At 72.4% G+C, this 22,685-nt stretch carries 21 protein-coding genes; 8 read left to right on the top strand and 13 right to left on the bottom strand.

The window, feature by feature from the left end; genetic code table 11:
* Positions 1–142: 142 nt before the first annotated feature.
* The 8 genes from ABD52_RS18325 to ABD52_RS18290 are packed head-to-tail and all read right to left on the bottom strand — an operon-like array spanning position 143 to position 8,757.
* Complete coding sequence (locus ABD52_RS18325) at positions 143–916, bottom strand: 2-keto-4-pentenoate hydratase (protein ID WP_047892634.1); 774 nt, start codon at positions 914–916, stop codon at positions 143–145.
* The gene (gene dmpG, locus ABD52_RS18320) at positions 913–1,968 is read right to left on the bottom strand and encodes a 4-hydroxy-2-oxovalerate aldolase (RefSeq protein ID WP_013475470.1); all 1,056 of its coding nucleotides are present in this window, start codon (positions 1,966–1,968) and stop codon (positions 913–915) included. The genes ABD52_RS18325 and dmpG overlap by 4 nt, the downstream gene beginning before the upstream one ends.
* A complete protein-coding gene (locus ABD52_RS18315) occupies positions 1,965–2,900 on the bottom strand; it encodes an acetaldehyde dehydrogenase (acetylating) (RefSeq protein WP_013288062.1) in 936 nt (311 codons plus the stop codon). Before ABD52_RS18315 ends, dmpG begins: the two co-directional genes overlap by 4 nt.
* Complete coding sequence (locus ABD52_RS18310; RefSeq protein WP_013288063.1) at positions 2,897–3,694, bottom strand: 2-keto-4-pentenoate hydratase; 798 nt, start codon at positions 3,692–3,694, stop codon at positions 2,897–2,899. Before ABD52_RS18310 ends, ABD52_RS18315 begins: the two co-directional genes overlap by 4 nt.
* A gap of 56 nt (positions 3,695–3,750) precedes the next feature.
* Complete coding sequence (locus tag ABD52_RS18305; RefSeq protein WP_047892641.1) at positions 3,751–5,232, bottom strand: 2-hydroxymuconic semialdehyde dehydrogenase; 1,482 nt, start codon at positions 5,230–5,232, stop codon at positions 3,751–3,753.
* Between the two features lie 20 nt (positions 5,233–5,252).
* The gene (locus tag ABD52_RS18300) at positions 5,253–6,581 is read right to left on the bottom strand and encodes an NAD(P)/FAD-dependent oxidoreductase (protein WP_013288065.1); all 1,329 of its coding nucleotides are present in this window, start codon (positions 6,579–6,581) and stop codon (positions 5,253–5,255) included.
* On the bottom strand, positions 6,578–7,858 hold the full coding sequence (gene kynU / locus ABD52_RS18295) for a kynureninase (RefSeq protein ID WP_047892633.1): 1,281 nt from the start codon (positions 7,856–7,858) through the stop codon (positions 6,578–6,580). Before kynU ends, ABD52_RS18300 begins: the two co-directional genes overlap by 4 nt.
* Positions 7,859–7,872: 14 nt before the next feature.
* On the bottom strand, positions 7,873–8,757 hold the full coding sequence (locus ABD52_RS18290; protein ID WP_013288067.1) for a tryptophan 2,3-dioxygenase: 885 nt from the start codon (positions 8,755–8,757) through the stop codon (positions 7,873–7,875).
* A gap of 142 nt (positions 8,758–8,899) precedes the next feature.
* Here ABD52_RS18290 and ABD52_RS18285 point away from each other — a divergent pair, with 142 nt between their 5' ends.
* From ABD52_RS18285 to ABD52_RS18275, 3 genes are all read left to right on the top strand, one after another.
* Positions 8,900–9,340 carry an Lrp/AsnC family transcriptional regulator gene (locus ABD52_RS18285; RefSeq protein ID WP_013288068.1) on the top strand — a complete coding sequence of 147 codons (441 nt, stop codon included), beginning with the start codon at positions 8,900–8,902 and terminating at the stop codon, positions 9,338–9,340.
* Positions 9,341–9,418: 78 nt separating this feature from the next.
* On the top strand, positions 9,419–9,928 hold the full coding sequence (locus ABD52_RS18280) for a hypothetical protein (protein WP_013475465.1): 510 nt from the start codon (positions 9,419–9,421) through the stop codon (positions 9,926–9,928).
* A 14-nt stretch (positions 9,929–9,942) separates the two neighbouring features.
* On the top strand, positions 9,943–10,812 hold the full coding sequence (locus tag ABD52_RS18275; RefSeq protein ID WP_047892632.1) for a class F sortase: 870 nt from the start codon (positions 9,943–9,945) through the stop codon (positions 10,810–10,812).
* A gap of 9 nt (positions 10,813–10,821) precedes the next feature.
* On the opposite strand, the gene ABD52_RS18270 is transcribed toward ABD52_RS18275, so the two are convergent.
* Complete coding sequence (locus ABD52_RS18270) at positions 10,822–11,361, bottom strand: HNH endonuclease (RefSeq protein WP_013288071.1); 540 nt, start codon at positions 11,359–11,361, stop codon at positions 10,822–10,824.
* Positions 11,362–11,571: 210 nt separating this feature from the next.
* On the opposite strand from ABD52_RS18270, the gene ABD52_RS18265 reads away from it, so the two are divergent.
* The 3 genes from ABD52_RS18265 to ABD52_RS18255 all read left to right on the top strand — a co-directional run bounded on the left by ABD52_RS18265 (position 11,572) and on the right by ABD52_RS18255 (position 14,717).
* Positions 11,572–12,645, top strand: a complete 1,074-nt coding sequence (locus tag ABD52_RS18265; RefSeq protein WP_013288072.1) for a mechanosensitive ion channel family protein — start codon at positions 11,572–11,574, stop codon at positions 12,643–12,645.
* A 233-nt stretch (positions 12,646–12,878) separates the two neighbouring features.
* Positions 12,879–14,252, top strand: coding sequence for an MFS transporter (locus tag ABD52_RS18260; RefSeq protein WP_047892631.1), 1,374 nt, complete (start codon positions 12,879–12,881; stop codon positions 14,250–14,252).
* 78 nt (positions 14,253–14,330) lie between these two features.
* On the top strand, positions 14,331–14,717 hold the full coding sequence (locus ABD52_RS18255) for a globin (protein ID WP_174361815.1): 387 nt from the start codon (positions 14,331–14,333) through the stop codon (positions 14,715–14,717).
* Positions 14,718–14,724: 7 nt separating this feature from the next.
* Here the strand turns inward: ABD52_RS18255 and ABD52_RS18250 are convergent, their stop codons facing one another.
* From ABD52_RS18250 to ettA, 4 genes are all read right to left on the bottom strand, one after another.
* The gene (locus ABD52_RS18250) at positions 14,725–15,309 is read right to left on the bottom strand and encodes a YbjN domain-containing protein (RefSeq protein WP_013288075.1); all 585 of its coding nucleotides are present in this window, start codon (positions 15,307–15,309) and stop codon (positions 14,725–14,727) included.
* 131 nt (positions 15,310–15,440) lie between these two features.
* Entirely contained in the window at positions 15,441–16,103 is a 663-nt protein-coding gene (locus tag ABD52_RS18245; RefSeq protein ID WP_030273286.1) for a hypothetical protein, read from the bottom strand.
* Complete coding sequence (locus tag ABD52_RS18240) at positions 16,100–16,543, bottom strand: thioesterase family protein (RefSeq protein ID WP_013288077.1); 444 nt, start codon at positions 16,541–16,543, stop codon at positions 16,100–16,102. The genes ABD52_RS18245 and ABD52_RS18240 overlap by 4 nt, the downstream gene beginning before the upstream one ends.
* A 13-nt stretch (positions 16,544–16,556) precedes the next feature.
* Entirely contained in the window at positions 16,557–18,233 is a 1,677-nt protein-coding gene (gene ettA / locus ABD52_RS18235) for an energy-dependent translational throttle protein EttA (protein WP_013288078.1), read from the bottom strand.
* Between the two features lie 379 nt (positions 18,234–18,612).
* Here ettA and ABD52_RS18230 point away from each other — a divergent pair, with 379 nt between their 5' ends.
* Both ABD52_RS18230 and otsB read left to right on the top strand, forming a co-directional pair.
* Complete coding sequence (locus ABD52_RS18230; protein WP_013288079.1) at positions 18,613–20,013, top strand: trehalose-6-phosphate synthase; 1,401 nt, start codon at positions 18,613–18,615, stop codon at positions 20,011–20,013.
* A complete protein-coding gene (gene otsB / locus ABD52_RS18225; RefSeq protein ID WP_013288080.1) occupies positions 20,010–22,610 on the top strand; it encodes a trehalose-phosphatase in 2,601 nt (866 codons plus the stop codon). Before ABD52_RS18230 ends, otsB begins: the two co-directional genes overlap by 4 nt.
* Positions 22,611–22,685 lie beyond the last annotated feature (75 nt).

Here is a 22,685-nt window from a genome sequence, read left to right as displayed (position 1 = left end):
AGACCCGGCTCACTCCTCGCGCTCACCGGGCCGCTTTCCGTTCGCGACTGCGGGGCTCGCAGACCCGGCTCACTCCTCGCGCTCACCGGGCCGCTTTCCGTTCGCGACTGCGGGGCTCGCAGACCCGGCTCACTCCTCGCGCTCACGAGAGAGCCTTCATCGAGGCGGAACCCAGCTTCTCCACAGTGGCGCGGACGTGCGCACCGGGGCGCAGCGGCACCGCGGCGGTGGCCGCGCCGGCCAGGAACACCCAGCCCTTGCGCAGTCGTAGGCCGTGCCGGCCGGCCAGCCGCAGCCCCTCGTCCAGCGCGCGGCGCGGGTCGCCGAGGATGGCAGCGGTCGAGCCGACCTGCGCCACCCGCCCGTCGATCTCCAGCAGCACGCCGAGGTTGTCCAGCCCGTCCGGCACCGGTGACCACGGCCCCACCACGAACGCGGCGGCCGAGGTGTTGTCGGCGATCACGTCCGGCAGCGAGAAGGTGAAGTTCGCGTACCGGGAGTCGATCAGCTCGATCGCCGGGGCGACCGCGCGGACGGCACGGGTGAACGAGCCGACCGGTTCGCCCGGGTCGGGCAGCCGGTCCAGCAGGAACGCCACCTCCGGCTCGACCCGGGGGTGGATGAAGTCGCCGACGTCGACGCCGCCGCCGTCGGGCACCCGCATCACGTCGGTCAGCCGGCCCCAGATCACCTCGTCCACGCCGACCTGCGCCATCTTGGCCTTGCTGGTGAGCCCCATCTTGAGGCCGACCAGCCGCTCACCCCGGTCGAGGCGGCGCTTGACCAGCGCGGTCTGCACCGCGTACGCGGCGTCGACGTCGAGGCCGGTCTCGGCGGCCAGCTGCGGGATCGCGGTGGCGTCGTCGGCCGCCGCGCCCAGCTTCTCCGCGATGCCGGCGATGTCCGGCCCGATCATGAGTTCTCCCTACCCGCCAGGTCCAGTGCCACGTCCACGATCATGTCCTCCTGGCCGCCGACCATCCGGCGGCGGCCCAGCTCGACCAGGATCGAGCGGACGTCCACGCCGTACTTGGCCGAGGCCCGCTCGGCGTGGCGCAGGAAGCTGGAGTAGACGCCCGCGTACCCCAGGGAGAGCGTCTCCCGGTCCACCTGGACCGGCCGGTCCTGCAACGGGCGGACCAGGTCGTCGGCGGCGTCCATCAGCGCGAACACGTCGCAGCCGTGCTTCCAGCCGTGCAGCTCGGCGACCGCCACGAACACCTCCAGCGGCGCGTTGCCCGCGCCGGCGCCCATACCGGCCAGCGACGCGTCCACCCGGACGGTCCGTCCGGACGGCGAGCCGAGCGGGCCGTCGCCGAGGATCCGGCCGTGCTCGACCGCCAGCACGCTGTTCGCCACACCCAGCGACAGGTTGTGGTGCGCGTGGATGCCGATCTGCGTCTGGGGTTCCAGCACCTGCCGGTACGCGTCGACGCGCTGCGCCACGTCCGACATCAGCAGCCGGCCGCCGGAGTCGGTGACGTAGACGCAGTGCGCGCCGTACGACTCCATCAGCTTGGCCTGCGCGGCCAGCCCGGCCGGGTCGTTGAGGTGCGACATCATGAGGAACCCGGAGACGTCCATGTCGTTCTCCCGGGCCCAGGCGATGTGCTGGGCGGAGATGTCCGCCTCGGTGCAGTGGGTGGCGATCCGGACGCTGGTCACGCCGAGCGCCTTCGCCGCCTTCAGGTCGGCGATGGTGCCGATGCCCGGCAGCAGCAGCGTGGTGAGCCGCGCGGTGGTCAGCACCTCGGCGGCGGCGGCGATCCAGTCCGCGTCGGCGGCGGCGCCGTGCCCGTAGTTGACGCTGGAACCGGCCAGGCCGTCGCCGTGCGCCACCTCGACCGCCGCCACACCGGCCGCGTCGAGCGCGGCGGCAATGGTACGCACCTGGTCGACCGTGTAGCGGTGGGCGACGGCGTGCATGCCGTCGCGCAGCGTCACGTCCTGGATGTAGAGGTCGGTCATCGGGCACTCACCTCCGGGGAACGCAGCGCCACCAGCCGCTCCGCGGTACGCAGCGCGGCCGACGTCATGATGTCCAGGTTCCCGGCGTACGCGGGCAGGTAGTGCCCGGCGCCGGAGACCTCCAGGAACACCGACACCTGGAGGCCGGTGAAGTGCCGGCCCAGCACCGGCGCGTACGTGTCCACGGCGTCGAACTGCACGTCCTGCTTGAGCCGGTAGCCGGGCACGTACTCCTGCACGGCCTTCACCATGTCGGCCACCGAGGCGGCGATCGCGCCCCGGTCGGCGTCGGCGTCCGGGCACAGGCAGTAGACCGTGTCCCGCATGAGCAGCGGCGGGTCGGCCGGGTTCAGCACGATGATGGCCTTGCCGCGCTCGGCGCCGCCGACCACCTCGATGGCGCGGGCGGTGGTCTCGGTGAACTCGTCGATGTTGGCCCGGGTGCCGGGCCCGGCCGACTTCGAGGCGATCGAGGCGACGATCTCGCCGTACGCGACGGGGGTGACCCGGCCGACCGCGTGCACGATCGGCACTGTGGCCTGGCCGCCGCAGGTCACCATGTTGACGTTCGGCTCGCCCAGGTGCTCGTCGAGGTTCACCGGCGGCACCACGTACGGGCCGATCGCCGCGGGCGTCAGGTCGACGACGGTACGGCCGTGCGCCCGCAGCACCTCGTCGTGACGCTTGTGCGCGCCGGCCGAGGTGGCGTCGAAGACGAGCTGGACGTCCGCGAACTCGGGCAGCGCCACGAGGCCGTCGACGCCCTCGGCGGTGGTGGTCACGCCGAGCCGGCGGGCCCGGGCCAGACCGTCCGAGGCCGGGTCGATGCCGGCCATCGCCACCATGCGCAGGCTCTCACTGAGCCGCAACACCTTGATCATCAGGTCGGTGCCGATGTTGCCCGACCCGAGCACCGCCACTCCGACAGTCATGACGTTCCCTCCGAGGAGAAACAGGTACGCACCGAGCCGAGCCCGGAGATGCGCGCCTCGTACGCGGCGCCGGGCGTGACCGGCACCATCGGGCCGAGCGCGCCGGAGAGCACCACGTCACCGGCCTTGAGCGGGTCGCCCGCCCGGGCCATGGTCGCGGCCAGCCACTGCAACGCGTGCAGCGGATTGCCGAGGCAGGCCGCGCCCGCGCCGACCGAGACCGGCTCACCGGCGTGCTCCAGCACCATGCCGCACAGCCGCAGGTCCACGTCGGCGAGCCGCCGGGGCGCGGTGCCGAGCACGAACAGCCCACTGGAGGCGTTGTCAGCGACCGTGTCCACGATGGAGATGTCCCAGTCGGCGATCCGCGAGTCGACGATCTCGATGGCCGGCAGCACGTGGTCCACCGCCCGGATCAGGTCGACTGTGGTGACCCGCTCGTCCGGCAGGTCCGCGCCGAGAACGAAGGCGATCTCCGCCTCCACCCGCGGCTGGAGCAGCCGGCCGATCGGCACCTCGACGCCGTCGCCGACTGCCATGTCGTCGAACAGCACCCCGAAGTCGGGCTGGAAGACGCCGAAGCTCTCCTGCACGGTCCGCGACGTCAGCCCGATCTTCGCGCCGACGCGGCGGTGTCCCTTGCCCAGCCGTTGCCGGGTGTAGACCTGCTGCACCTGGTACGCGGCCTCGATGTCGCCCTCGGGCAGCAGCCGGCCGCGCAGCGGCGGGCAGGGCTTGCCCTCCTGCCGGGCCACTGCGAGTTCCCGGTTGGCGGCCTCGATGTCCACGGTCATGGCGGCTCCTCGCTTACGTCGCTGGGGATTCCGGCCATTCTGCCCACCGCGCGCGCTCATGACAGGTCCACGCAGACGTTGGTGAGTTCGGAGTAGAAGTCGAGCGAGTGCACGCCGCCCTCGCGGCCCACGCCGGACGCCTTCACGCCGCCGAACGGGGTGCGCAGGTCGCGCAGGAACCAGGTGTTCACCCAGACGATGCCGGCGTCGAGCCGGGTGCCGGCCCGGTGCGCCCGGCCCACGTCCCGCGTCCACACCGTCGCCGCCAGGCCGTAGGCGGTGCCGTTGGCCAGCGCGAACGCCTCGTCCTCGTCGTCGAACGGCGCGACGTGCACCACCGGGCCGAAGATCTCCTCCTGGTTGGTGCGGGCGTCCGCCCCCAGGCCGGTGAGCACCGTCGGCTGCACGTACGCCCCGCCGTCGCGGGCGTCCCCGAAGCGCGGCGTGCCCCCACCGGCGCGCACCTCGGCGCCCTCGGTACGGGCCAGCGCGTAGTGGCCGAGCACCTTGTCCCGGTGCCCGTGCGAGATGAGCGGCATGTTCGCCGTGGCCTCGTCGTCCGGCCAGCCGTACGCCAGTTCGTCGGCGCGCTTGGCCAGCCGCGCGGTGAACTCCTCGAACACCGGCCGCTGCACGTAGATGCGCTCGGTGCACAGGCACACCTGGCCGCCGTTGGTGAAGCTGGACCGCACCGAACCGGCGACCGCCGCGTCCAGGTCGGCGTCGGCGAACACCAGGCCGGCGTTCTTGCCGCCCAGCTCGAAGCTGACCGCCTTCACCCCGTCGGCGGCGGCGCGCATGATCGCGCTGCCGGTCGCCGACTCGCCGGTGAACGTGATCGCGTCCACGCCCGGGTGCCGGGTCAGGTGCTCGCCGGCCGAGCCGGGGCCGAAGCCGTGCACCAGGTTGAACACGCCGTCGGGCACGCCCGCCGCGGCCATCACCTCGGCCAGCAGCGTGGCCGAGGCGGGGGTCTCCTCGCTGGGCTTGACCACCACGGCGTTGCCGCAGGCCAGCGCCGGAGCGACCTTCCAGGTGAGCAGCAGCAGCGGCAGGTTCCACGGCACGATCACCGCGACCACGCCGACCGGCTTGCGGACCGCGTAGTTCAGCGCCCGGCCCCCGGCCGGGGTCACAGTGGTGAACGACTCGGTGGGCGCGGTGGCCACGATCTCGGCGAACGCCCGGAAGTTCGCAGCGCCGCGCGGGATGTCGAGCGTACGGGCCTGCGAGATGGCCTTGCCGGTGTCGGCGACCTCGGCGGCGACCAGGTCGTCGAAGCGCCGCTCCAGCTCGTCGGCGACCCGGCGCAGCACCTCGGCGCGTTCCCGCTCCCCCATCCGGCCCCACGGGCCGCGCAGCGCCGACCGGGCCGCGGCGACCGCGTCGTCCACTGTCGACTGGGACGCCTCGACCACCTCGAACACCGGCTCGCCGGTGACCGGGCTGCGCTTGGTGAACCGGCTGCCGACGTCGACGAACTCGCCGCCGACGAAGTTGCGCAGCAGGCCGGGACCGTCCGGCGCGTGGCCGGTCATCAGGCGGGGATCCCAGAGCGTCATCGCCGCCTCCCCAGCGCCGCGCGGACACCGCCGGCCAGCAGCGCGACCGCGCCGGCCGCTACCGCGCCGACCACCGCGTACTGCGCGCGCACCCGGCGGCGCACCTGCGCGTACGGGGTGGTGGAGAACGAGACCAGCTCGTACTGGGAGACGTAGCGGCCGGGCAGCGCGCGCTCCAGCGCGTGCTCGACCTGCTTGCGGGTGCGGAACACCGGCGAGGCGACCTTGTCCCGCATCTCCACGAAGTTCGCCAGCGCCATCCGGGCGATCGCCTCGGCGTTGTCCTGGCGGCGGTGCTGGAACAGCGGCAGCGCGGCGGCCCACTCGTCGTCGCACTCGTCGAGGCAGCGGTCCAGCTCGACCACGTCCTCGAACGCGCAGTTCGCGCCCTGGCCGTAGAACGGCACGATGGCGTGCGCGGCGTCGCCGATCAGGCCGACCCTGCCTGCCACCTGCCACGGCGTGCAGCGCACGGTGCCGAGCACACCGACCGGGTTGTGCTGGTAGTCGTCGACCAGGTTCGGCGCGAGCGGGACCAGGTCCGGGTAGTGGGTGGCGAAGAACTGCTCGATCGCCGCCGGGCTGCTCAGCGAGGCGAAGCTGCGGGTGCCGTGGGTGGGCCAGAACAGCGTGCAGGTGAAGGAGCGGTCCGGGTTCGGCAGCGCGATCATCATCGAGGTGCCGCGCGGCCAGATGTGCAGCGCGCCCGGGTCGAGCGCGAACTCCCCGCCCAGCGGCGGGATGGTCAGCTCCTTGTAGCCGTAGTCGAGGAAGTCCAGGCTCTCGGTCAGGCCGCCGTACGCGAGCAGTTGCCCACGCACCGCGGAGCCGGCGCCGTCGGCGCCGAGGACGACCGAGGCGGTGGCGGTGACCTTGCCCTGCGGGGTCTCGAACGTCATCTCGCCGCCGAGCGGGTCGAGCCCGACCAGCCGGTGGTCGAACGCGACGCGCACATTCGGCAGCGCGGCGGCGGCGTCGAGCAGCGCGTTGTTCAGCGCGCCCCGGCTGATCGAGTTGATCGCCCGGTCCCCGGATCCGCTGTAGGACTGGAACTCCGGCTCGCCCTCGACCGGGTGGATCATGCGGCCGCGCATCGGCAGCGCGTCCGCCATGACCTCGTCCTCCAGGCCGATGCGGCGCAGCGCGTCCAGGCCACGCTCGGACAGCGCCAGGTTGATCGACCGGCCCCGCTCGGCGGTGCCGGTACGCGGGTCGGGCCGCCGCTCGTAGAGGGCCACCGGGTAGCCGCGCCGGGCCAGGTAGCAGGCCAGCAGACAGCCGGCCAGCCCGGCGCCGACCACGGCGATCTCGTCGCGCTCGCTCACGAGCCCTCCTTCTCAAACGTTGCCGCCAGCGCCTCGGCGACCCGCCAGCAGTCGTGGTACGAGGAGTACAGCGGCACCGGCGCGAATCGGACGATGTCCGGCTCCCGGGCGTCGGCGACCACGCCGTGCTCGTGCCGCAGCCGCTTGGTCAGCTCGTTCGCGCTGCCCACCCCGATCCGCACCGAGAGCTGACAACCGCGGCGGGCCGGGTCGCGCGGGGTGACGACTGTCAGCGGGCGGCCCGGCGTCACCTCGTCGAGCAGCTGCTCCAGCCAGGCGGTGAGCCGCAGGCTGCGCTCGCGCAGCGCGGGCATGCCGACGGAGTCGAACAGGTCCAGCGAGGTACGCACCGGGCCCATCGCGAAGATCGGCGGGTTGGAGATCTGCCACGCCTCCACTGTGGCGGGCGGCCGGGACACCGGGGTCATCTCGAACCGGGTGGCCGCCTCGGTGCTCCACCAGCCCTCGAAGCGCGGGATCGACGGGTCGCCGAGGTGCCGCTCGTGGACGAAGACGCCGCCCAGCGCGCCAGGGCCGGAGTTGAGGTACTTGTACGAGCACCAGGCGGCGAAGTCCACGTCCCAGTCGTGCAGCGCCAGCGGCACGTTGCCGGCGGCGTGCGCCAGGTCCCAGCCGACCACCGCGCCCGCGGCCCGGCCGGCAGCGGTGATGGCCGGGATGTCCATCAGCTCGCCGGTCAGGTAGTTCACGCCGCCGAGCATCAGCAGCGCCACCGTGTGGCCCTCGCGGGCCAGGAAGTCCAGCACGTCCTCGGTGCCGAGCGTGTCCGAGCCGGGGCGCGGCTTGAGGCGTACCACAGTGGTGTCCGGGTCCAGGCCGTGGAAGCGGGCCTGGCTGCGCACGGCGTAGCTGTCCGAGGGGAACGCGCTGTCCTCGATGACGATGCGGGTGCGCTCGCCGGCCGGCCGGTAGAAGCTGACCATCAGCAGGTGCAGGTTCACGGTGAGGGAGTTCATCACCACGGTCTCCGCGGGCAGCGCGCCGACCAGGCGGGCGGCCGGTGCGGTCAGCAGCTCGTGGTACGGCAGCCAGGGGCGCTCCGACTCCAGGTGCCCCTCGACGCCGAGGCGACTCCAGGCGTCCAGGTCGGCGAGGAGTTCGTCCCGGGTGGCCCGGGGCTGCAGGCCGAGCGAGTTGCCCGCCAGGTACGCCGTGTCGGGGTAGCGCCCGCCGTCGGCGGGTGGGATGTGGAACAGGTGCCGGTGGCCGGGGTCGGCGGCGTCGCGGCGGAGGGCTTCGTTCTCGGGGGTGTGCATGCTGTTCTCTCTCGTCACATCGCGGTGCGGGCCGACCACAGCTCCGGGAAGACCACCCGGGCCATGCTGCGCTGCAACCATGCCAGTCCGGCGGAACCACCGCTGCCGACCTTGGCGCCCATCGTGCGCTGGACGGCCTTGACGTGGTTCCAGCGCCAGTCGCCGAACTCCTCGGCGATCTCGGTCAGCGCGTCGCCGAGCAGGCGCAGGTGGTTGTCCGGGCCGTTGTCGCCGTAGATCCGGACCCAGGCCGCCTCGATCGCCGGGTGTCCCTCGTGCTCGGCGTTCACGTCCCGCGACAGCAGTTCGGCCGGCACGTCGAAGCCCTTGCGGGCCAGCAGCGCCACCACCTCGTCCCAGAGGCTCGGCGTGGCGAGCGCGGCGGTCAGCTCGTCGTACACCTCGGTCTGCCGGCGGAACGGGCGGATCAGCGCCCGGTCGCGCAGGCCGAGCAGGAACTCCAACTGCCGGTACATGGCGGACTGGAAGCCGGAGCCCTCGCCGAGCCGGTCGCGGAAGCGGTTGAAGTCGGCCGGGCTCATCCAGCGCAGGCCGTGCCAGGCGGCGTTGAGGCCCTCCAGGTGCAGGGCGGCGCGGCGCAGCGGAGGCAGGGCCTCCCAGATCCGGTCCTCGCGCAGCTCGCGCTTGGCGTGCCGCAGCTCGTGGCAGGTCAGGCCGAAGTACAGCTCCATGATCTGGCTGACCATCAGGAAGGACATCTCGCCCGGGTCGTCGCTGAGCGGCTCCTGGAGCCGGTGCAGTGTGCTGGCCCGTACGTACGCGTCGTACGGCACGCGGTCGGCGAACTCCAGCGTCGGCTCGCCGCCGTTGCGCGCCGCCCGAGCCGCCCGTTCCTGGGGGGTTACCGGGCGCACCGCCGTCGTCTGTTCCACAGTCATTCTCCGTCCGTGCGCGGGGTAGAAGTCATGATCCCGCTGGTGGACGGCCGAATGGAATGCCTGTTCAACGGCGGTATGGTGGTCTCACTTCGCGAACCGAAACCATCTCGCGTCGCTGTCTTTACGGAAGGAAGGTCCGCGCGTGGACGACATGGACTGGGCGCTGCTGCGCGAGCTCCAGGCCGACGCCCGGCTCTCGTACAGCGAGTTGTCCCGCCGGGTCCACCTGTCGCCGCCCGCTGTGGCCGAGCGGGTACGGCGGCTGGAGGAAGCCGGTGTGATCACCGGCTACCACGCCCACGTCGACCTCACCCGGGCCGGGCGCACAGTGCTCGCGCTGATCCGGATGTCCTGCTACGGCGCGCGCTGCATCCTCAACGACCCCGACGTCGCGGGCTGGCCGGAGATCATGGAGATCCACCGGATCACCGGGGACGCGTGCAGCATGCTCAAGGTCGCCGCCACGAACATGGGCGAGTTCGAGGAGGTCATCGACCGTCTCGCGCCGTACGGGCAGCCGTCCAGCACGATGGTGCTGTCCACCCCGCTGGCCTGGCACCCCGTGGTCAAGGCGCCCCGTTAGCTACCCCCGCCCTCCGGGAAAGCAGGCGCCGCTGCCCGTCAGTGGTCCGGCGCATCGTCGCGCCGGGAGGGGGGAACCATGCGAGGGCTCGTGTCACATCGTGCGTTGTCGTCCCTGTTGGGCCTGCTCGGCCTGGTCGCGGCGTTCGTCCTGACCACCGCGCCGCCGGCCCGGGCCGGGGAGAGCGTGTTCATCGAGGTGACGCCGAACAGCGTCCAGGCCGGTTCCCGGGTCAACCTGCGGGCCGGCTGCGACAACAGCAACAACCGCCAGGCGCAGGTCACCTCGGACGCCTTCGGGCGGGTGACGCTGCGGTCCGACAACGGCTTCCTCACCGGCTCGGTCACCGTGCCCGGCAACAAGGCGCCCGGCGACTACCCGGTGAACCTGGACTGCTCCAACGGCAACACCGCCTCGACCATGCTCACAGTGCTCAACATGGCGCAGCCGAGCAAGGGGCCGGCGACCGGCGGCGGTGGCACCGCGGGTAGCCGGGGCACGGGCTCGCTGCTGCTGGTCGGCGGCCTGGTCGCGGTGGCAGTGGTGGCCGGTGTGAGTGCCCGCCGCAAGCCCGGCGGCCGCGTCTGACGAGAGGTGCCGCAATGGCCCGCTCATCGCGCCGCCGGGACCGTACCGGCCCGGCGGCGGACCGCACCCGCCGCGCCGCCGCCCGTCCCGGCCGCCGGTCGCCGGAGCGCGCCGGCCGACTCCGGGTCGCGCTGCGGCTGACGTCCCGGGCCGCGCGCCGGTTCGCCCACGTCGCCGGGCACGCGTTCTCGGCCAGCGTCGCCACCGCCGACCCGCAGTCCCGGCCGGTCGAGGCCCGCGCCGGACGGACCACCACCCGCCGGTACGCCCCGAGCCGCAGCCCCGGCGTCCCGGTGCTCGTGGTGGCGAGCGTGATGGCGCTGATCGTGGCCATGCTCGGCGTGGAACGGGTGACCGGGGTCAGCGTGCTGCCGGACCGGATCGTCGCCGGCCTGCGTCCGCCGCCGAAGAAGTTCCCGGTGCTGCCGGCCAGCCCGCCGACGGACCTGAGCATCGGCAAGCTGAACCTGCGCGCGCCGGTGCACCGGGTCGGCATCGCGCCGGACGGCAGCATCGCGGTGCCGGACGTGGAGCGCGCAGGCGAGGTCGGCTGGTACGACCAGGGCCCCACCCCCGGCCAGTACGGACCGGCCGTGCTCGTCGGGCACGTCGACACCACCACCGGTCCGGCCGTCTTCCACGGACTGAAGGAGCTGGACGACGGCGACCGGATCGAGGTGACCCGCGAGGACCGGTCGGTGGCGGTGTTCGAGGTGACCTCGATCGAGCGGTACGGCAAGGAGAAGCTGCCTGTGGAGGACGTCTACGGCGACTTCAGCCGGCCCAACCTGCGGCTGATCACGTGCGGCGGGCGCTGGGTGGGCGGCGAGACCGGGTACGCGGACAACCTGGTCGTCTACGCCGCGCTGGTCAAGGCGCGCTGAGCGAGCCGGTCAGGCCGCCTCGGGCTCGGGTTCGCGCAGGTCGAGCCAGTCCGCCCAGCGCGGGTCGGGGGCGCGGTGCCCGAGCACCCGCCACGCGGCTCCTTTGGGCGCGGCCGGCAGGTGGTGCAGCCGCCAGCCCAGCTCGGCGGGCGTCTTGTCGCCTTTGGTGTGGTTGCACCGCGCGCACGCGGCGACCACGTTCTCCCAGGCGTGCCGGCCGCCCCGGCTGCGCGGGAAGACGTGGTCGATGGTCTCGGCCGGCCCCCGGCAGTACGCGCACCGCCACCCGTCGCGGGCGAACACGGCCCGCCGGGACAACCCGACGTGGGTGCGGTACGGCACCCGGACGTAGCGGGTCAGGCGCACCACCGAGGGCACCGGTAACGCGTTGCGCGCGCTGTGCAGGATGCCCTCGCCGTCGGCGACGCAGACCGCCTTGGCGGAGAGGACGAGGATCGCGGCACGACGCACCGACACGACGCACAGGGGCTCGTAGGTGGCGTTGAGAACGAGTGCACCGGAGCCCGCCGTGGGTCGTATGTCAGGCATCGCGCTCACCCTCCCGGTCCAGTCGCTCCCGCCTCGTCTGCGTCGGAACCGCCCCGCGGACAGCGCGGGACGGCTCCGACGCCGGCCGGATCACCGACGTCCGTTGCGCCAATAGTCCCTGATCGCGCCCCGGATTGCACGTACTAATCCGGGGCTACCCCCCGGGTAGCGACACTTCGCCGAGGTGGCGGTGTCCGCCGCCCGCCAGGCGTGCGGTACGAAAGCAGAGTGAACGTCTCCGACCTGATCTCCGCCGTGCTGGCCGCCGTCTCCGACCGGAAGCCGGACTGCCAGGGCAGCAGCTCATGCGAGTGGGTGTACCGAGTGACGAACTCCGCCTGGTTCGCCGAGAGCAGCTACTGGATCCTGTTCAAGCCGCTGCGGGTGGCGCTGATCCTGCTGCTCGCGGTGGCCGCCCGGTGGGCGCTGCACCGGACCATCAACCGGCTGGTGCGGACCACCACCGACGGCGCGGTGCCGACCATGCTCCGCCCGCTGCGCGAGCGGATCCCCAGCGCCTCGCTCGACCCGGACCAGTTCGTGCCGGAGCGGCGGCGGCAGCGGGCCGAGGCGATCGGGTCGGTGCTGCGCAGCATGGTCACCGCGTTCGTCTTCGGCATCGCGCTGCTGATGGTGCTCAAGGAGTTCAGCTTCGACCTGGCCCCGCTGCTGGCGAGCGCGGGCATCGCCGGCGTGGCGCTCGGCTTCGGCGCGCAGAGCCTGGTCAAGGACCTGATCGCCGGCCTGTTCATGCTGATCGAGGACCAGTACGGCGTCGGCGACACGGTCGACCTGGGCGAGGCCACAGGCGTGGTCGAGGCGGTGGGGCTGCGGGTCACCACGGTCCGGGACGGCCGCGGCGTGCTCTGGTACATCCGCAACGGCGAGATCGTCCGCGTCGGGAACAAGAGCCAGGGCTGGGCGCTCGTCGTGGTCGACCTGCCGATCGGGTTCGCCGGCACCGAGGAGGCCACCGCCGTGCTGCGCACCGCGGCGGCGTCGGTGGCGCTGGACCCGGAGCTGGCGCCGAGCATCGTGGAGGAGCCGGAGGTCCTCGGCGTCGAGCAGATGACAGTCGACGGCGCGGTGATCCGTACCGTCGTCAAGACCACCGCGGACGGGCAGTTCGCGGTCGGCCGCGAGCTGCGCCGCCGCCTCGCGGAGGCGCTGGAGAACTCCGGCATCGTCGCGCAGATCGCGGCCGCACGGCTGTTCCCGGGCCTGCCGGTCCAGCCACCGGCGCCGCCCGCCGCCGAGGGTACGGGCACCGGCGGACCCACCTGAGTCGCCGGACGAGCCGGACGATTTCCGGGGTTCCGCACCGCGCGGCCCCTCGGGTATCGTCCGTTCGTTCAGTCGGAGATGCGACGATCAATCCGTTCGCCCTAGCCAGTTGTCAGACGATCGGGCAGAATCCGGTGCACACGCTCCACCGGGGGGCGTGCTCGTGTCCTCGCTGATCGGTTGATCTGACGACGGTTCCCGGTCGGGCCATCACAAGTGGTCGACCAGGAACGATGGAGGCGACGGTGTCCGACGCGCGACCCGCCCGGGAGGCCCCGGCCACCTTCCGGGACGTCTTCGGTCAGTCGGAGTTCCGCGCCATCTTCGCCGCCAACACCCTCTCCTGGGTGGGCGACTACCTGGCCCGCGCCGCGGTCACAGTGCTCGTGCTGCGCGAGACCGATTCGGTCGCGCTCTCCGCCGCCGCGTTCGCCGCCAGCTACCTTCCCTGGCTGGTCGGCGGCCCGCTGCTCTCCGCGCTCGCCGAGCGGCACAACTACCGCCGGGTCATGGTCGTCTGCGACCTCCTCCGGATGGCGCTGATGGCGCTGGTCGCGATGCCCTGGATGCCGACCTGGTCGATCTTCGCGCTGATCTTCCTGGCCACGCTCGCGAACCCGCCGAGCCAGGCGGCGCGGTCGGCGCTGATGCCGCACCTCCTGACCGGCGACCGGCTGGTCGTGGGCCTGGCCGCGTTCACCAGCGCCGGCCAGGCCGCCCAGGTCGTCGGTTACCTGATCGGCGCCACGGTGGCGGCGCTCAACCCGAACACCGCGCTGCTCGTCAACGCCGTGACCTTCGCCGTGTCGGCCGCGCTGGTCCGCTTCGGCGTGCGCGAGCGGCCACCGGCGATGTCCGAGGTGCACCGCAGCCACCTGCTGCGGGAGACCGTCCAGGGCTTCCGGATCGTCTTCGAGCGGCCGGTGCTGCGCGCCATCGCGGTGCTGGTGTTCAGCGCGATGCTCTTCTCGATCGTCCCCGAGGGACTGGCAGCGGGCTGGGCCGCCGACCGGACCGACGGCCGGATGGACGCCGGCACCGCGCAGGGGCTGATCATGGCCGCCGTCCCGGTCGGCTACATCCTCGGCGGGCTGACCATCAGCCGGCTCGTCGGCCCGGAGCGGCGGCTGACGCTGATGCGACCGTTGATGATCATCGCGCCGGCGACACTCGTACCCGCGTTGTTCAACCCGCCGCCGACGGTGGTGGCGCTGCTGGCCGGGGGGTGCGGTTTCGCCGTCGCCGGGCTCGTCCCGGTCGCCAACGGCCTGTTCGTGCAGGCGCTGCCGGACGGCTTCCGGGCCCGGGCGTTCGGCGTCATGGCCAGCGGCACGCAGATCATCCAGGGTGCCGCGGTGCTGGTCACGGGCGCGCTCGCGGAGCGGTTCTCGGTCCCGTCGGTGGTCGGCGTCTGGAGCGCCGCCGGTGTGCTGATCATGACGGTCGCGGCGCTCGCCTGGCCCCGGCCACAGGTGATCCACGAGGCCGTCGCGGCCGCCCGCGCCGAGTCGGCGGCCGGTGGCGGGCCGGCGCACGCGCACGCGCCCGGCCCCGCGTCCGGTGACCGGAACCGCGAGCACGGGCGACACCGGCACGCGGTGACGTGATCCGCGCCGCCCGGCGGGCGGGCGCGGGTGCCGGGCCGCACCTGGCAGGATGGAAGCGTGACTTCCCCAGGCGAGTCGATGACCCTCTTCGAGGCGATCGGCGGTGAACCGGCCTTCCGCAAGCTGGTGGACGAGTTCTACGCCGGTGTGGCCGACGACCCGCTGCTGCGGCCGATGTACCCGGAGGAGGACCTGGGCCCGGCGGCGGACCGGCTGACCCTGTTCCTCATCCAGTACTGGGGCGGACCGCACACCTACTCCGAGCAGCGCGGCCACCCGCGGCTGCGGATGCGGCACGCCCCGTTCCGGATCGGCGCGGCCGAGCGGGACGCCTGGCTGCACCACATGCGCCGGGCGGTGGACACGCTCGACCTGCCGCCGCAGCTCGCCGCCGCGCTCTGGGACTACCTGGAGCGGGCCGCCTACTTCATGGTGAACGTGATGGAGGACCCGGCCGCGGGCTGAGCCCGGCTCAGAGCAGGGCGCCCTCGTCGTGCAGCCAGTCGACGAACGTGACGGCGACCGCGGCACCGCAGTCGAGCATCTCGACGAGCAGCGCGTCGTGGGCGCCGGCGCCGAGCGGGACCTGCAACTCGGCGTAGATCGGAAGCTGACCGCGCTCGGTCGGGTCGCCGATGTACGCCTTGCAGAAGCGCCGGGTGTGGTTCCACTCGTTCACGACGCGGTAGGCCCGGTCGGCCCAGTCCGGCGGGACCGTCGCGTGCGGGCGGGCCCGCATCACCAGGATCTCGTCGTCCGGGCCCTCCAGCGCGACGAGCACGGCGTGCCGCTCCCACATGGCCAGCAGGTTGCCGTCACCGTCGGCCAGATAGCGGACGTCGAGCAGGTCGAGCGCGTCGCAGACCCGGCTCAGGGTGACCGGCGCGACGGTGGCCGGCATGTCCGCGAGGACCGGCCGCTCAGGTGGCGCCACGTCGTCCCCCGGCTGGCGAGGGGTCGGTGGGCCGACCCGGATGGTGTCATCCACTGTGGTCCCGCTTCGAGTCTCCGGCTCCCCGCCAGCGGCGGGACCAGGGCGCCATGACCACCACGGCATCGCTCGCGCACCTCACTCCCCAGCGGATCCGGACGCCTACGGTGCGTTGGATCCGAGGATGGACGGTACCCGGACAGACGGCGTGAGGCATCCCCCCAACGACCGCCCCAACCCGGAAGGACGAAGCGGGGTCATCCGTTCGGATGACCTACCGTCGGCCTGAGTGCAAGATCGGCGACGGTACGCGACCAGGCCGCCCCGAACGGTCCGACGAGTCCGACCCATCGACCAGCCGTACGCACCTGAACGTCGTCCGCGCCCGCGCCGAGGAAACCCATCCGGACCAGGGCCTGCACCAGCCGCTGCGACACCTCGACGGGTGTGCGAGGCGCCTCGTCCGGGGTCACCACCACGGCGACGTGGTCCAGCAGCGCGTCCCGCAGCACCCGCTGCCCGACCGCGCGGCCCGCCACGCCGTGCGTGGCCGCCTCGCGCAGCGTCCCGGCCGCCGCCTCCGCGATCCGGAGCAGTTCGGCGCCGGGCAGCGCCTCCACCGCCCGGCTCGCGGCCGGTGGGAGCTGCCACCGCCAGCCGTCGTCCCGGCGTACCGGAAGCGCGGCGCCCCCGGCGGAGAGTTCGGCCAGCAGCTCCCCCGCGGCGACCGTGACGTCCCCGGGAGCGGTGCCGGGCACGGTTCGGACCACGAGCACCCCCCACGGCAGACGCGCCCAGAGGGCGGTACGGCCCGCCCCGGGCACCGGCCGCAGCCGGACCAGCGTGGCCGGGTCGAACCGGACCAGCCGGGCCAGGAAGGCCCCGGCGTCGGCCGTCCCGGTCAACCCGTGCCCGGTCATCCGCTCAGCCCCGGCGCGTAGCGGAGCAGGAACGCCCGCTCCTCCGGCGAGATCCGGCGCGGGCGCTGCGCCGTCAGGTCGAACGGCACCAGCAGCGACCGGGCGGTGCCGGCCAGCGTGTCGCCGTCGTACAGCTCGTACGCGACCGAGAAGGAGGCGGCCCTGATCTGGTCCACCCACAGCTCGATCCGTACCGTCGGGGCGGCCTCCGCGCTGGCCCGGCCGAGCGCGTAGTCGACCGGGCGCAGGTAGTCGACCTCGTGCCGGCGGATGACCACACCGTCGGCGAACGAGCCCACTCCCCACGCCCGGCCGCCGGCGAACATCATCGCCACCCGGGCCTCCTCGTAGAGCGTGAGGAAGCGGGCGTTGTTGACGTGGCCGTACGCGTCCAGGTCGGACCAGCGCAGCGCGCAGTGGTAGACGAACCGGTCAGACAAGGGTCGGCCCCGGTCAGTCGCGGGTGAGCTTGCGGTAGGTCACCCGGTGCGGACGGGCCGCCTCGGCGCCGAGCCGGTCGACCTTGTTCTTCTCGTACGCCTCGAAGTTGCCCTCGAACCAGAACCACTTCGCCGGGTTCTGGTCGTCGCCCTCCCAGGCCAGGATGTGCGTGGCGACCCGGTCCAGGAACATCCGGTCGTGGGAGATGACCACGGCGCAGCCGGGGAACTCCAACAGCGCGTTCTCCAGGCTGGACAGCGTCTCCACGTCCAGGTCGTTCGTCGGCTCGTCGAGCAGGATCACGTTGCCGCCGATCTTGAGCGTCAGCGCCAGGTTGAGCCGGTTGCGCTCGCCGCCGGAGAGCACCTTGGTCGGCTTCTGCTGGTCCGGCCCCTTGAAGCCGAACGCGGCGATGTACGCCCGGGACGGCATCTCGACCTTGCCCACCATGAGGTGGTCCAGCCCGTCGGAGACGACCTCCCAGACGGTCTTGTCGCCGTCCAGGCCCTGCCGGTTCTGGTCGACGTACGACAGCGAGACGGTCTCGCCGACCCGGACCGAGCCGCCGGTCGGCTGCTCCAGCCCGACGATGGTCTTGAACAGCGTGGTCTTGCCGACGCCGTTCGGGCCGATGATGCCGACGATGCCGTTGCGGGGCAGCGAGAACGACAGGTCGTCGATCAGCACCCGGTCACCGAACGCCTTGGTGAGGTTCTGCGCCTCGATGACCGTGTTGCCCAGACGCGGGCCCGGCGGGATCTGGATCTCCTCGAAGTCCAGCTTCCGGGTCTTCTCCGCCTCGGCGGCCATCTCGTCGTAGCGGTCCAGGCGGGCCTTGGACTTGGTCTGCCGCGCCTTGGCGTTCGAGCGGACCCACTCCAGTTCCTCGGACAGCCGCTTCTTCATCTTGGCGTCGCGGCGTCCCTCGACGGAGAGCCGGGCGGCCTTCTTCTCCAGGTAGGTGGAGTAGTTGCCCTCGTACGGGTAGGCCCGGCCGCGGTCCAGCTCCAGGATCCAGTTGGCCACGTTGTCCAGGAAGTACCGGTCGTGGGTGATCGCCAGGACGGTGCCGGCGTACTTCGCCAGGTGCTGCTCCAGCCACTGCACGCTCTCCGCGTCCAGGTGGTTGGTGGGCTCGTCGAGCAGCAGCAGGTCCGGCGCCTCCAGCAGCAGCTTGCACAGCGCCACCCGGCGGCGCTCACCACCGGAGAGCTGGGTGACGTCGGCGTCCGGCGGCGGGCAGCGCAGCGCGTCCATTGCCAGTTCGAGCTTGGAGTCGATGTCCCACGCGTCGGCGGCGTCCAGCTCCTCCTGGAGCTTGCCCATCTCCTCCATCAGCTCGTCGGAGTAGTCGGTGGCCATCTGCTCGGCGATGGCGTTGAACCGCTCCAGCTTGGCCTTGGTCTCGGCGACCGCCTCCTCGACGTTGCCGAGGACCGTCTTCTCCTCGTTGAGCGGCGGCTCCTGCGCGAGCATGCCGACGGAGTAGCCGGGCATGAGCCGGGCCTCGCCGTTGCTCGGCCGGTCGAGCCCTGCCATGATCTTGAGGAGGCTGGACTTACCGGCGCCGTTCGGACCGACCACCCCGATCTTGACACCCGGCAGGAAGTTCAGCGTCACGTTGTCGAGCACGACCTTGTCGCCGTGCGCCTTGCGCGCCTTGTCCAGGACGTAGATGAACTGGGCCACGGTGCGGGCTACCTCCGTCGGTTGCGATCGCGGGCTTGTCGGGTGCGGGGCGCGGGCGTCGATCTCCGCCTGCCGCCGCCGGCCGGGAGCCGGCCGCGCGCACGCCGCCGTCAATCCTGACAGGTACGGACCGCCACGCCCACATCACCCCACCCCAGGGGTACGGCGGCGAGCCTCGTCGCCGACACCGGTAGCACTCGTGGACGTCTCCGGTACGACCGGGAAGAGCAGAACTGCGGCCCCGGGTGTAGACAAGATCACGCGTTGGGTTCGGCGGTTCTGGGACGGGTAGGTAACTCCGGCACGGGGGATCAGACGCCGCAGCTACGCTCAGTACGCTCATCGCGGTGGACCCGTCAGTACCCGGAGGTGGCCGATCGTGACCGTCCGTAGCTCCTTTGTCGTAGTGGCCAACCGTCTGCCGGTCGACGAGGTGAGCACACCCGAGGGGCGGCAGTGGCGGCGCAGCCCCGGCGGGCTGGTGACCGCGCTGCACCCGGTGCTGGCCGAGCACCAGGGCACCTGGGTGGGGTGGGCCGGCGGCACCGGCGCCGCGCCCGAGCCGTTCGACCTGGAGGGCATCCGGCTGCACCCGGTGCCGTTGAGCGCCGAGGAGCTGGAGCGCTACTACGAGGGCCAGTCGAACGCGACGATCTGGCCGCTCTACCACGACGCGGTGGAGACGCCCGCCTACAAGCGGCGCTGGCGCGAGGCGTACCGGCTGGTGAACGCCCGGTTCGCGGAGGCCGCGGCGGACGTGGCCGCCGAGGGCGCGACGGTCTGGGTCCAGGACTACCAGCTCCAGCTCGTGCCGGCGATGCTCCGCGAGCTGCGGCCGGACCTGCGGATCGGCTTCTTCCTGCACATCCCGTTCCCGCCGATCGAGCTGTTCATGCAGATGCCGTTCCGCACCGAGATCCTCCGTGGACTGCTCGGCGCGGACCTGGTCGGCTTCCAGCAGCGCCTGGCGGCGCAGAACTTCGTCCGGCTGGCCCGGCACCTGCTCGGCCTGCGCTACGAGGGCCAGATGATCCAGGTCGACGGCCGGCAGGTGAAGGCTGGCGCGTTCCCCATCTCGATCGACACCAAGGAGATGGAGCGGCTGGCCGAGGACCCCGCGATCCAGGCCCGGGCCAAGCAGATCCGCGAGGAGCTGGGCAACCCGAAGACGATCATCCTGGGCGTCGACCGGCTCGACTACACCAAGGGCATCGAACTCCGGCTGAAGGCCTTCCGAGAACTCCTCGCTGACGGAAAGTTGACAGTTCCGGACGCGGTTATGGTGCAGGTCGCCACGCCCAGCCGCGAGCGCGTGGAGCACTACCAGGCACTTCGGGTGAAGGTGGAACGCGAGGTTGGCCGGATCAATGGTGAATTCGGCCGGGTCGGCGTGCCTGCAGTGCATTATCTGCATCAGTCGTACAGTCGCTCCGAACTGGCCGCGATGTACGTCGCGGCCGACGTGATGATGGTGACCCCGCTGCGAGACGGAATGAATCTGGTGGCCAAGGAGTACGTCGCATCGCGCGCCGACCAGGGCGGCGCGCTCGTGCTCAGTGAGTTCGCCGGCGCCGCGACAGAGCTGCGCCAGGCGTTCCTGTGTAATCCGCACGACCCGGACGCGGTGAAGGACGCGTTGCTGCGGGCCGTGCATGTCGAAAAGCCCGAAGCCCGCCGCCGGATGCGCGTCATGCAGCGCCATCTGCGCAGCCACGACGTGGGCCACTGGGCCAAGTCGTTCCTCAGCGAGCTCGGCGTCCCCGATACGGAGGCTGCGTGACCTCGCCCGCCCCCGCCGCCGCCCACGGCGGCGTGCTGGATCCCGAACTGCGTGCCGCCATCGGCCGTATCGCCCGGGTTCCGCAACTCCTGGTCGCCTGCGACTACGACGGCACGCTGGCGCCGATCGTCGAGGACCCCAGCAAGGCAGTGCCGCTGCCCGAGTCGGTGGCGGCCGTACGCGCGCTCGCCGCGCTGCCGCAGACGAGCGTCGCCGTCGTCTCCGGCCGGGCGCTGCGCGACCTGGCCACACTCTCCCGGCTGCCCAGTGAGGTGCACCTCGTCGGCAGCCACGGCTCGGAGTTCGACATCGGCTTCGTCGAGCGGCTCACCCCCGAGCTGATCGCGGTCCGGCACCGGCTCCGCGAGGCGCTGCGCGAGATCGCCGCCGAGCACCCGGGCATCCGCCTGGAACGCAAGCCGGCCAGCGTCGCAGTGCACACCCGCGGTGTCGACCCGCACGTCGCCGCCCGGGCCGTCGAGGCGGTCCGCAACGGCCCCGCGACCTGGGAGGGCGTGACAGTCACCCAGGGCAAGGAGGTCATCGAGCTGTCGGTGGTCGTCACCAACAAGGGCACCGCCGTCGACCAGCTCCGCACCCAGCTCGCCGCGAGCGCGGTGCTGTTCATCGGCGACGACGTCACCGACGAGAACGCCTTCGGCAACCTGACCGGGCCGGACGTCGGCATCAAGATCGGTCCCGGGGAGACCCGGGCCGACTACCGGGTGGCCGAGCCGATCGAGGCGGCCCGGGCGCTCGGGCTGCTGCTGGAGACGCGGCGGCACTGGCTGTTCGGCGAGCGGGCGGTGCCGATCGAGCGGCACTCGATGCTCGCCAACGGCCGTACCGTCGCGCTCGTCACACCGGAAGCCAAGATCACCTGGCTGTGCCACCCGAAGCCGGACTCGGCGGCGATCTTCGCCGACCTGGTCGGCGGCAGCCCGGCCGGGCATTTCACGGTCGGCCCGGAGCGGGGCGGCATCCCGCTGGGCCAGCGCTACCGCAGCAACACGATGACGGTCGAGACCCGCTGGTCCGGCCTGACCGTGACCGACTGGCTCGACCTGCCGGTACGGGAGACCACGCCGGACGACCCCGCAGTGGTCAGCGGCGACTCGACACTGGTCCGGGTGCTCAGCGGCACCGGGCGGGCCCGGGTCGAGTTCGCGCCGCGCCCCGAGTTCGGTCAGGTGGCGGTGCAGCTCCAGCCGCTCGACGACGGCCTGCTGGTGCTCGGCTCCAACGAGCCGGTCGCGCTGCACTCCCCCGGCGTCGAGTGGGAGGTCACCAACGACGCCGGCTACGAGACCGCGAAGGCGGTGGTCGACCTGTCCGCCGCCGGTGGCCAGGTGGTGCTGGAGCTGCGCTTCGGCACGCAGAGCCTGGAACCGCACCGGCTGCCGCTGCACGAGCGGCAGGCCGCCGCGGAGCAGCCCTGGAAGGACTGGGTGGCCTCGCTGCGGCTGCCCGCGACCGCCCGGGACCTGGTCGCCCGCAGCGCGCTGACGCTGCGCGGCCTCTGCCACGAACCGACCGGCTCGATCCTCGCCGCGGCCACCACGTCGCTGCCGGAGGAACTGGGCGGTGTCCGCAACTGGGACTACCGCTACTGCTGGCTGCGGGACGCCGCGATGACCGCCCGCGCGCTGGTCGACCTCGGCTCGACCGAGGAGGCCGAAGGGCTGCTGCGCTGGATCGACGGCGTGGTCGAGCGCACCGGCGGGCACCCGGAGCGGCTGCACCCGCTCTACACGGTGGACGGCTTCGAACTGGGCGCCGAGGCGGTCATCGACACGCTGCCCGGCTACGCCGGCTCCCGGCCGGTACGCGTCGGCAACCTCGCCAACCACCAGCTCCAGCTCGACGTCTTCGGCCCGGTCGCGGACCTGATCGCGGCGGTGGCCGACGCCCGTGGCTCGATCCGCGACGACGAGTGGCGGGTGCTGGAGAACATGGTCGAGGCGGTACGCCGCCGCTGGCACGAGCCCGACCACGGCATCTGGGAGGCCCGCCTCCCCCCGCGGCACCACGTCTTCTCCAAGGTCATGCTCTGGATGACGGTGGACCGCGCGCTGCACGTCGTACGCCGCCACGGCGGCGAGGACCGGCCCGAGTGGGTCGAGCTGCGCGACCGGATCGCCTCGAACGTGCTGGAGCACGGCTGGCACCCGGAGGCCGAGGCGTACAGCGTCGCCTACGGGTACGAGGAGATGGACGCCTCGTCACTGTGGATCGGCATCTCCGGGCTGCTCGCCGGCGACGACCCGCGTTTCCTCTCCACCGTGCTCAAGATCGAGGCGGAGTTGCGCAGCGGTCCGGTCGTCTACCGGTACCACTGGGACGACGGCCTGCCCGGCCGGGAGGGCGGCTTCCACATCTGCACGTCGTGGCTGATCGAGGCGTACCTGCGCACCGGCCGCCGCAGCGATGCCGAGGAGCTGTTCACCCAGATGGTCGACACGGCCGGGCCGACCGGGCTGCTGCCGGAGCAGTACGACCCGCTGGCCGAGCGCGGGCTGGGCAACCACCCGCAGGCGTACAGCCACCTCGGCCTGATCCGCTGCGCCCTGCTGCTGGACAACATGCTCAAGCAGTGACCTGACCGAAGCACCAGACGGCGGCGAGGACCCAAGGTCCCCGCCGCCGTCTGGTGCTTCGGTCAGGTCACTGCT

The sequence above is a fragment of the Micromonospora sp. RV43 genome (assembly GCF_001029515.1).
Taxonomy (GTDB): Bacteria; Actinomycetota; Actinomycetes; order Mycobacteriales; family Micromonosporaceae; genus Micromonospora; species Micromonospora aurantiaca.
This window is presented reverse-complemented; position numbering and strand designations above follow the sequence as displayed.

Excerpts from the sequence above, each read along its gene's own strand:
- ABD52_RS18245 (WP_030273286.1), bottom strand. The coding sequence starts at position 16,103 with ATGACCGGGCACGGGTTGACCGGGACGGCCGACGCCGGGGCCTTCCTG.
- ABD52_RS18290 (WP_013288067.1), bottom strand. The coding sequence starts at position 8,757 with ATGACTGTGGAACAGACGACGGCGGTGCGCCCGGTAACCCCCCAGGAA.
- ABD52_RS18280 (WP_013475465.1), top strand. The coding sequence starts at position 9,419 with ATGCGAGGGCTCGTGTCACATCGTGCGTTGTCGTCCCTGTTGGGCCTG.
- ABD52_RS18270 (WP_013288071.1), bottom strand. The coding sequence starts at position 11,361 with ATGCCTGACATACGACCCACGGCGGGCTCCGGTGCACTCGTTCTCAAC.
- ABD52_RS18250 (WP_013288075.1), bottom strand. The coding sequence starts at position 15,309 with ATGCCGTGGTGGTCATGGCGCCCTGGTCCCGCCGCTGGCGGGGAGCCG.
- ABD52_RS18260 (WP_047892631.1), top strand. The coding sequence starts at position 12,879 with ATGGAGGCGACGGTGTCCGACGCGCGACCCGCCCGGGAGGCCCCGGCC.
- ABD52_RS18305 (WP_047892641.1), bottom strand. The coding sequence starts at position 5,232 with ATGACCGGCCACGCGCCGGACGGTCCCGGCCTGCTGCGCAACTTCGTC.
- ABD52_RS18255 (WP_174361815.1), top strand. The coding sequence starts at position 14,331 with ATGACCCTCTTCGAGGCGATCGGCGGTGAACCGGCCTTCCGCAAGCTG.
- ABD52_RS18315 (WP_013288062.1), bottom strand. The coding sequence starts at position 2,900 with ATGACTGTCGGAGTGGCGGTGCTCGGGTCGGGCAACATCGGCACCGAC.
- ABD52_RS18310 (WP_013288063.1), bottom strand. The coding sequence starts at position 3,694 with ATGACCGTGGACATCGAGGCCGCCAACCGGGAACTCGCAGTGGCCCGG.
- dmpG (WP_013475470.1), bottom strand. The coding sequence starts at position 1,968 with ATGACCGACCTCTACATCCAGGACGTGACGCTGCGCGACGGCATGCAC.
- ABD52_RS18275 (WP_047892632.1), top strand. The coding sequence starts at position 9,943 with ATGGCCCGCTCATCGCGCCGCCGGGACCGTACCGGCCCGGCGGCGGAC.
- ABD52_RS18325 (WP_047892634.1), bottom strand. The coding sequence starts at position 916 with ATGATCGGGCCGGACATCGCCGGCATCGCGGAGAAGCTGGGCGCGGCG.
- kynU (WP_047892633.1), bottom strand. The coding sequence starts at position 7,858 with ATGCACACCCCCGAGAACGAAGCCCTCCGCCGCGACGCCGCCGACCCC.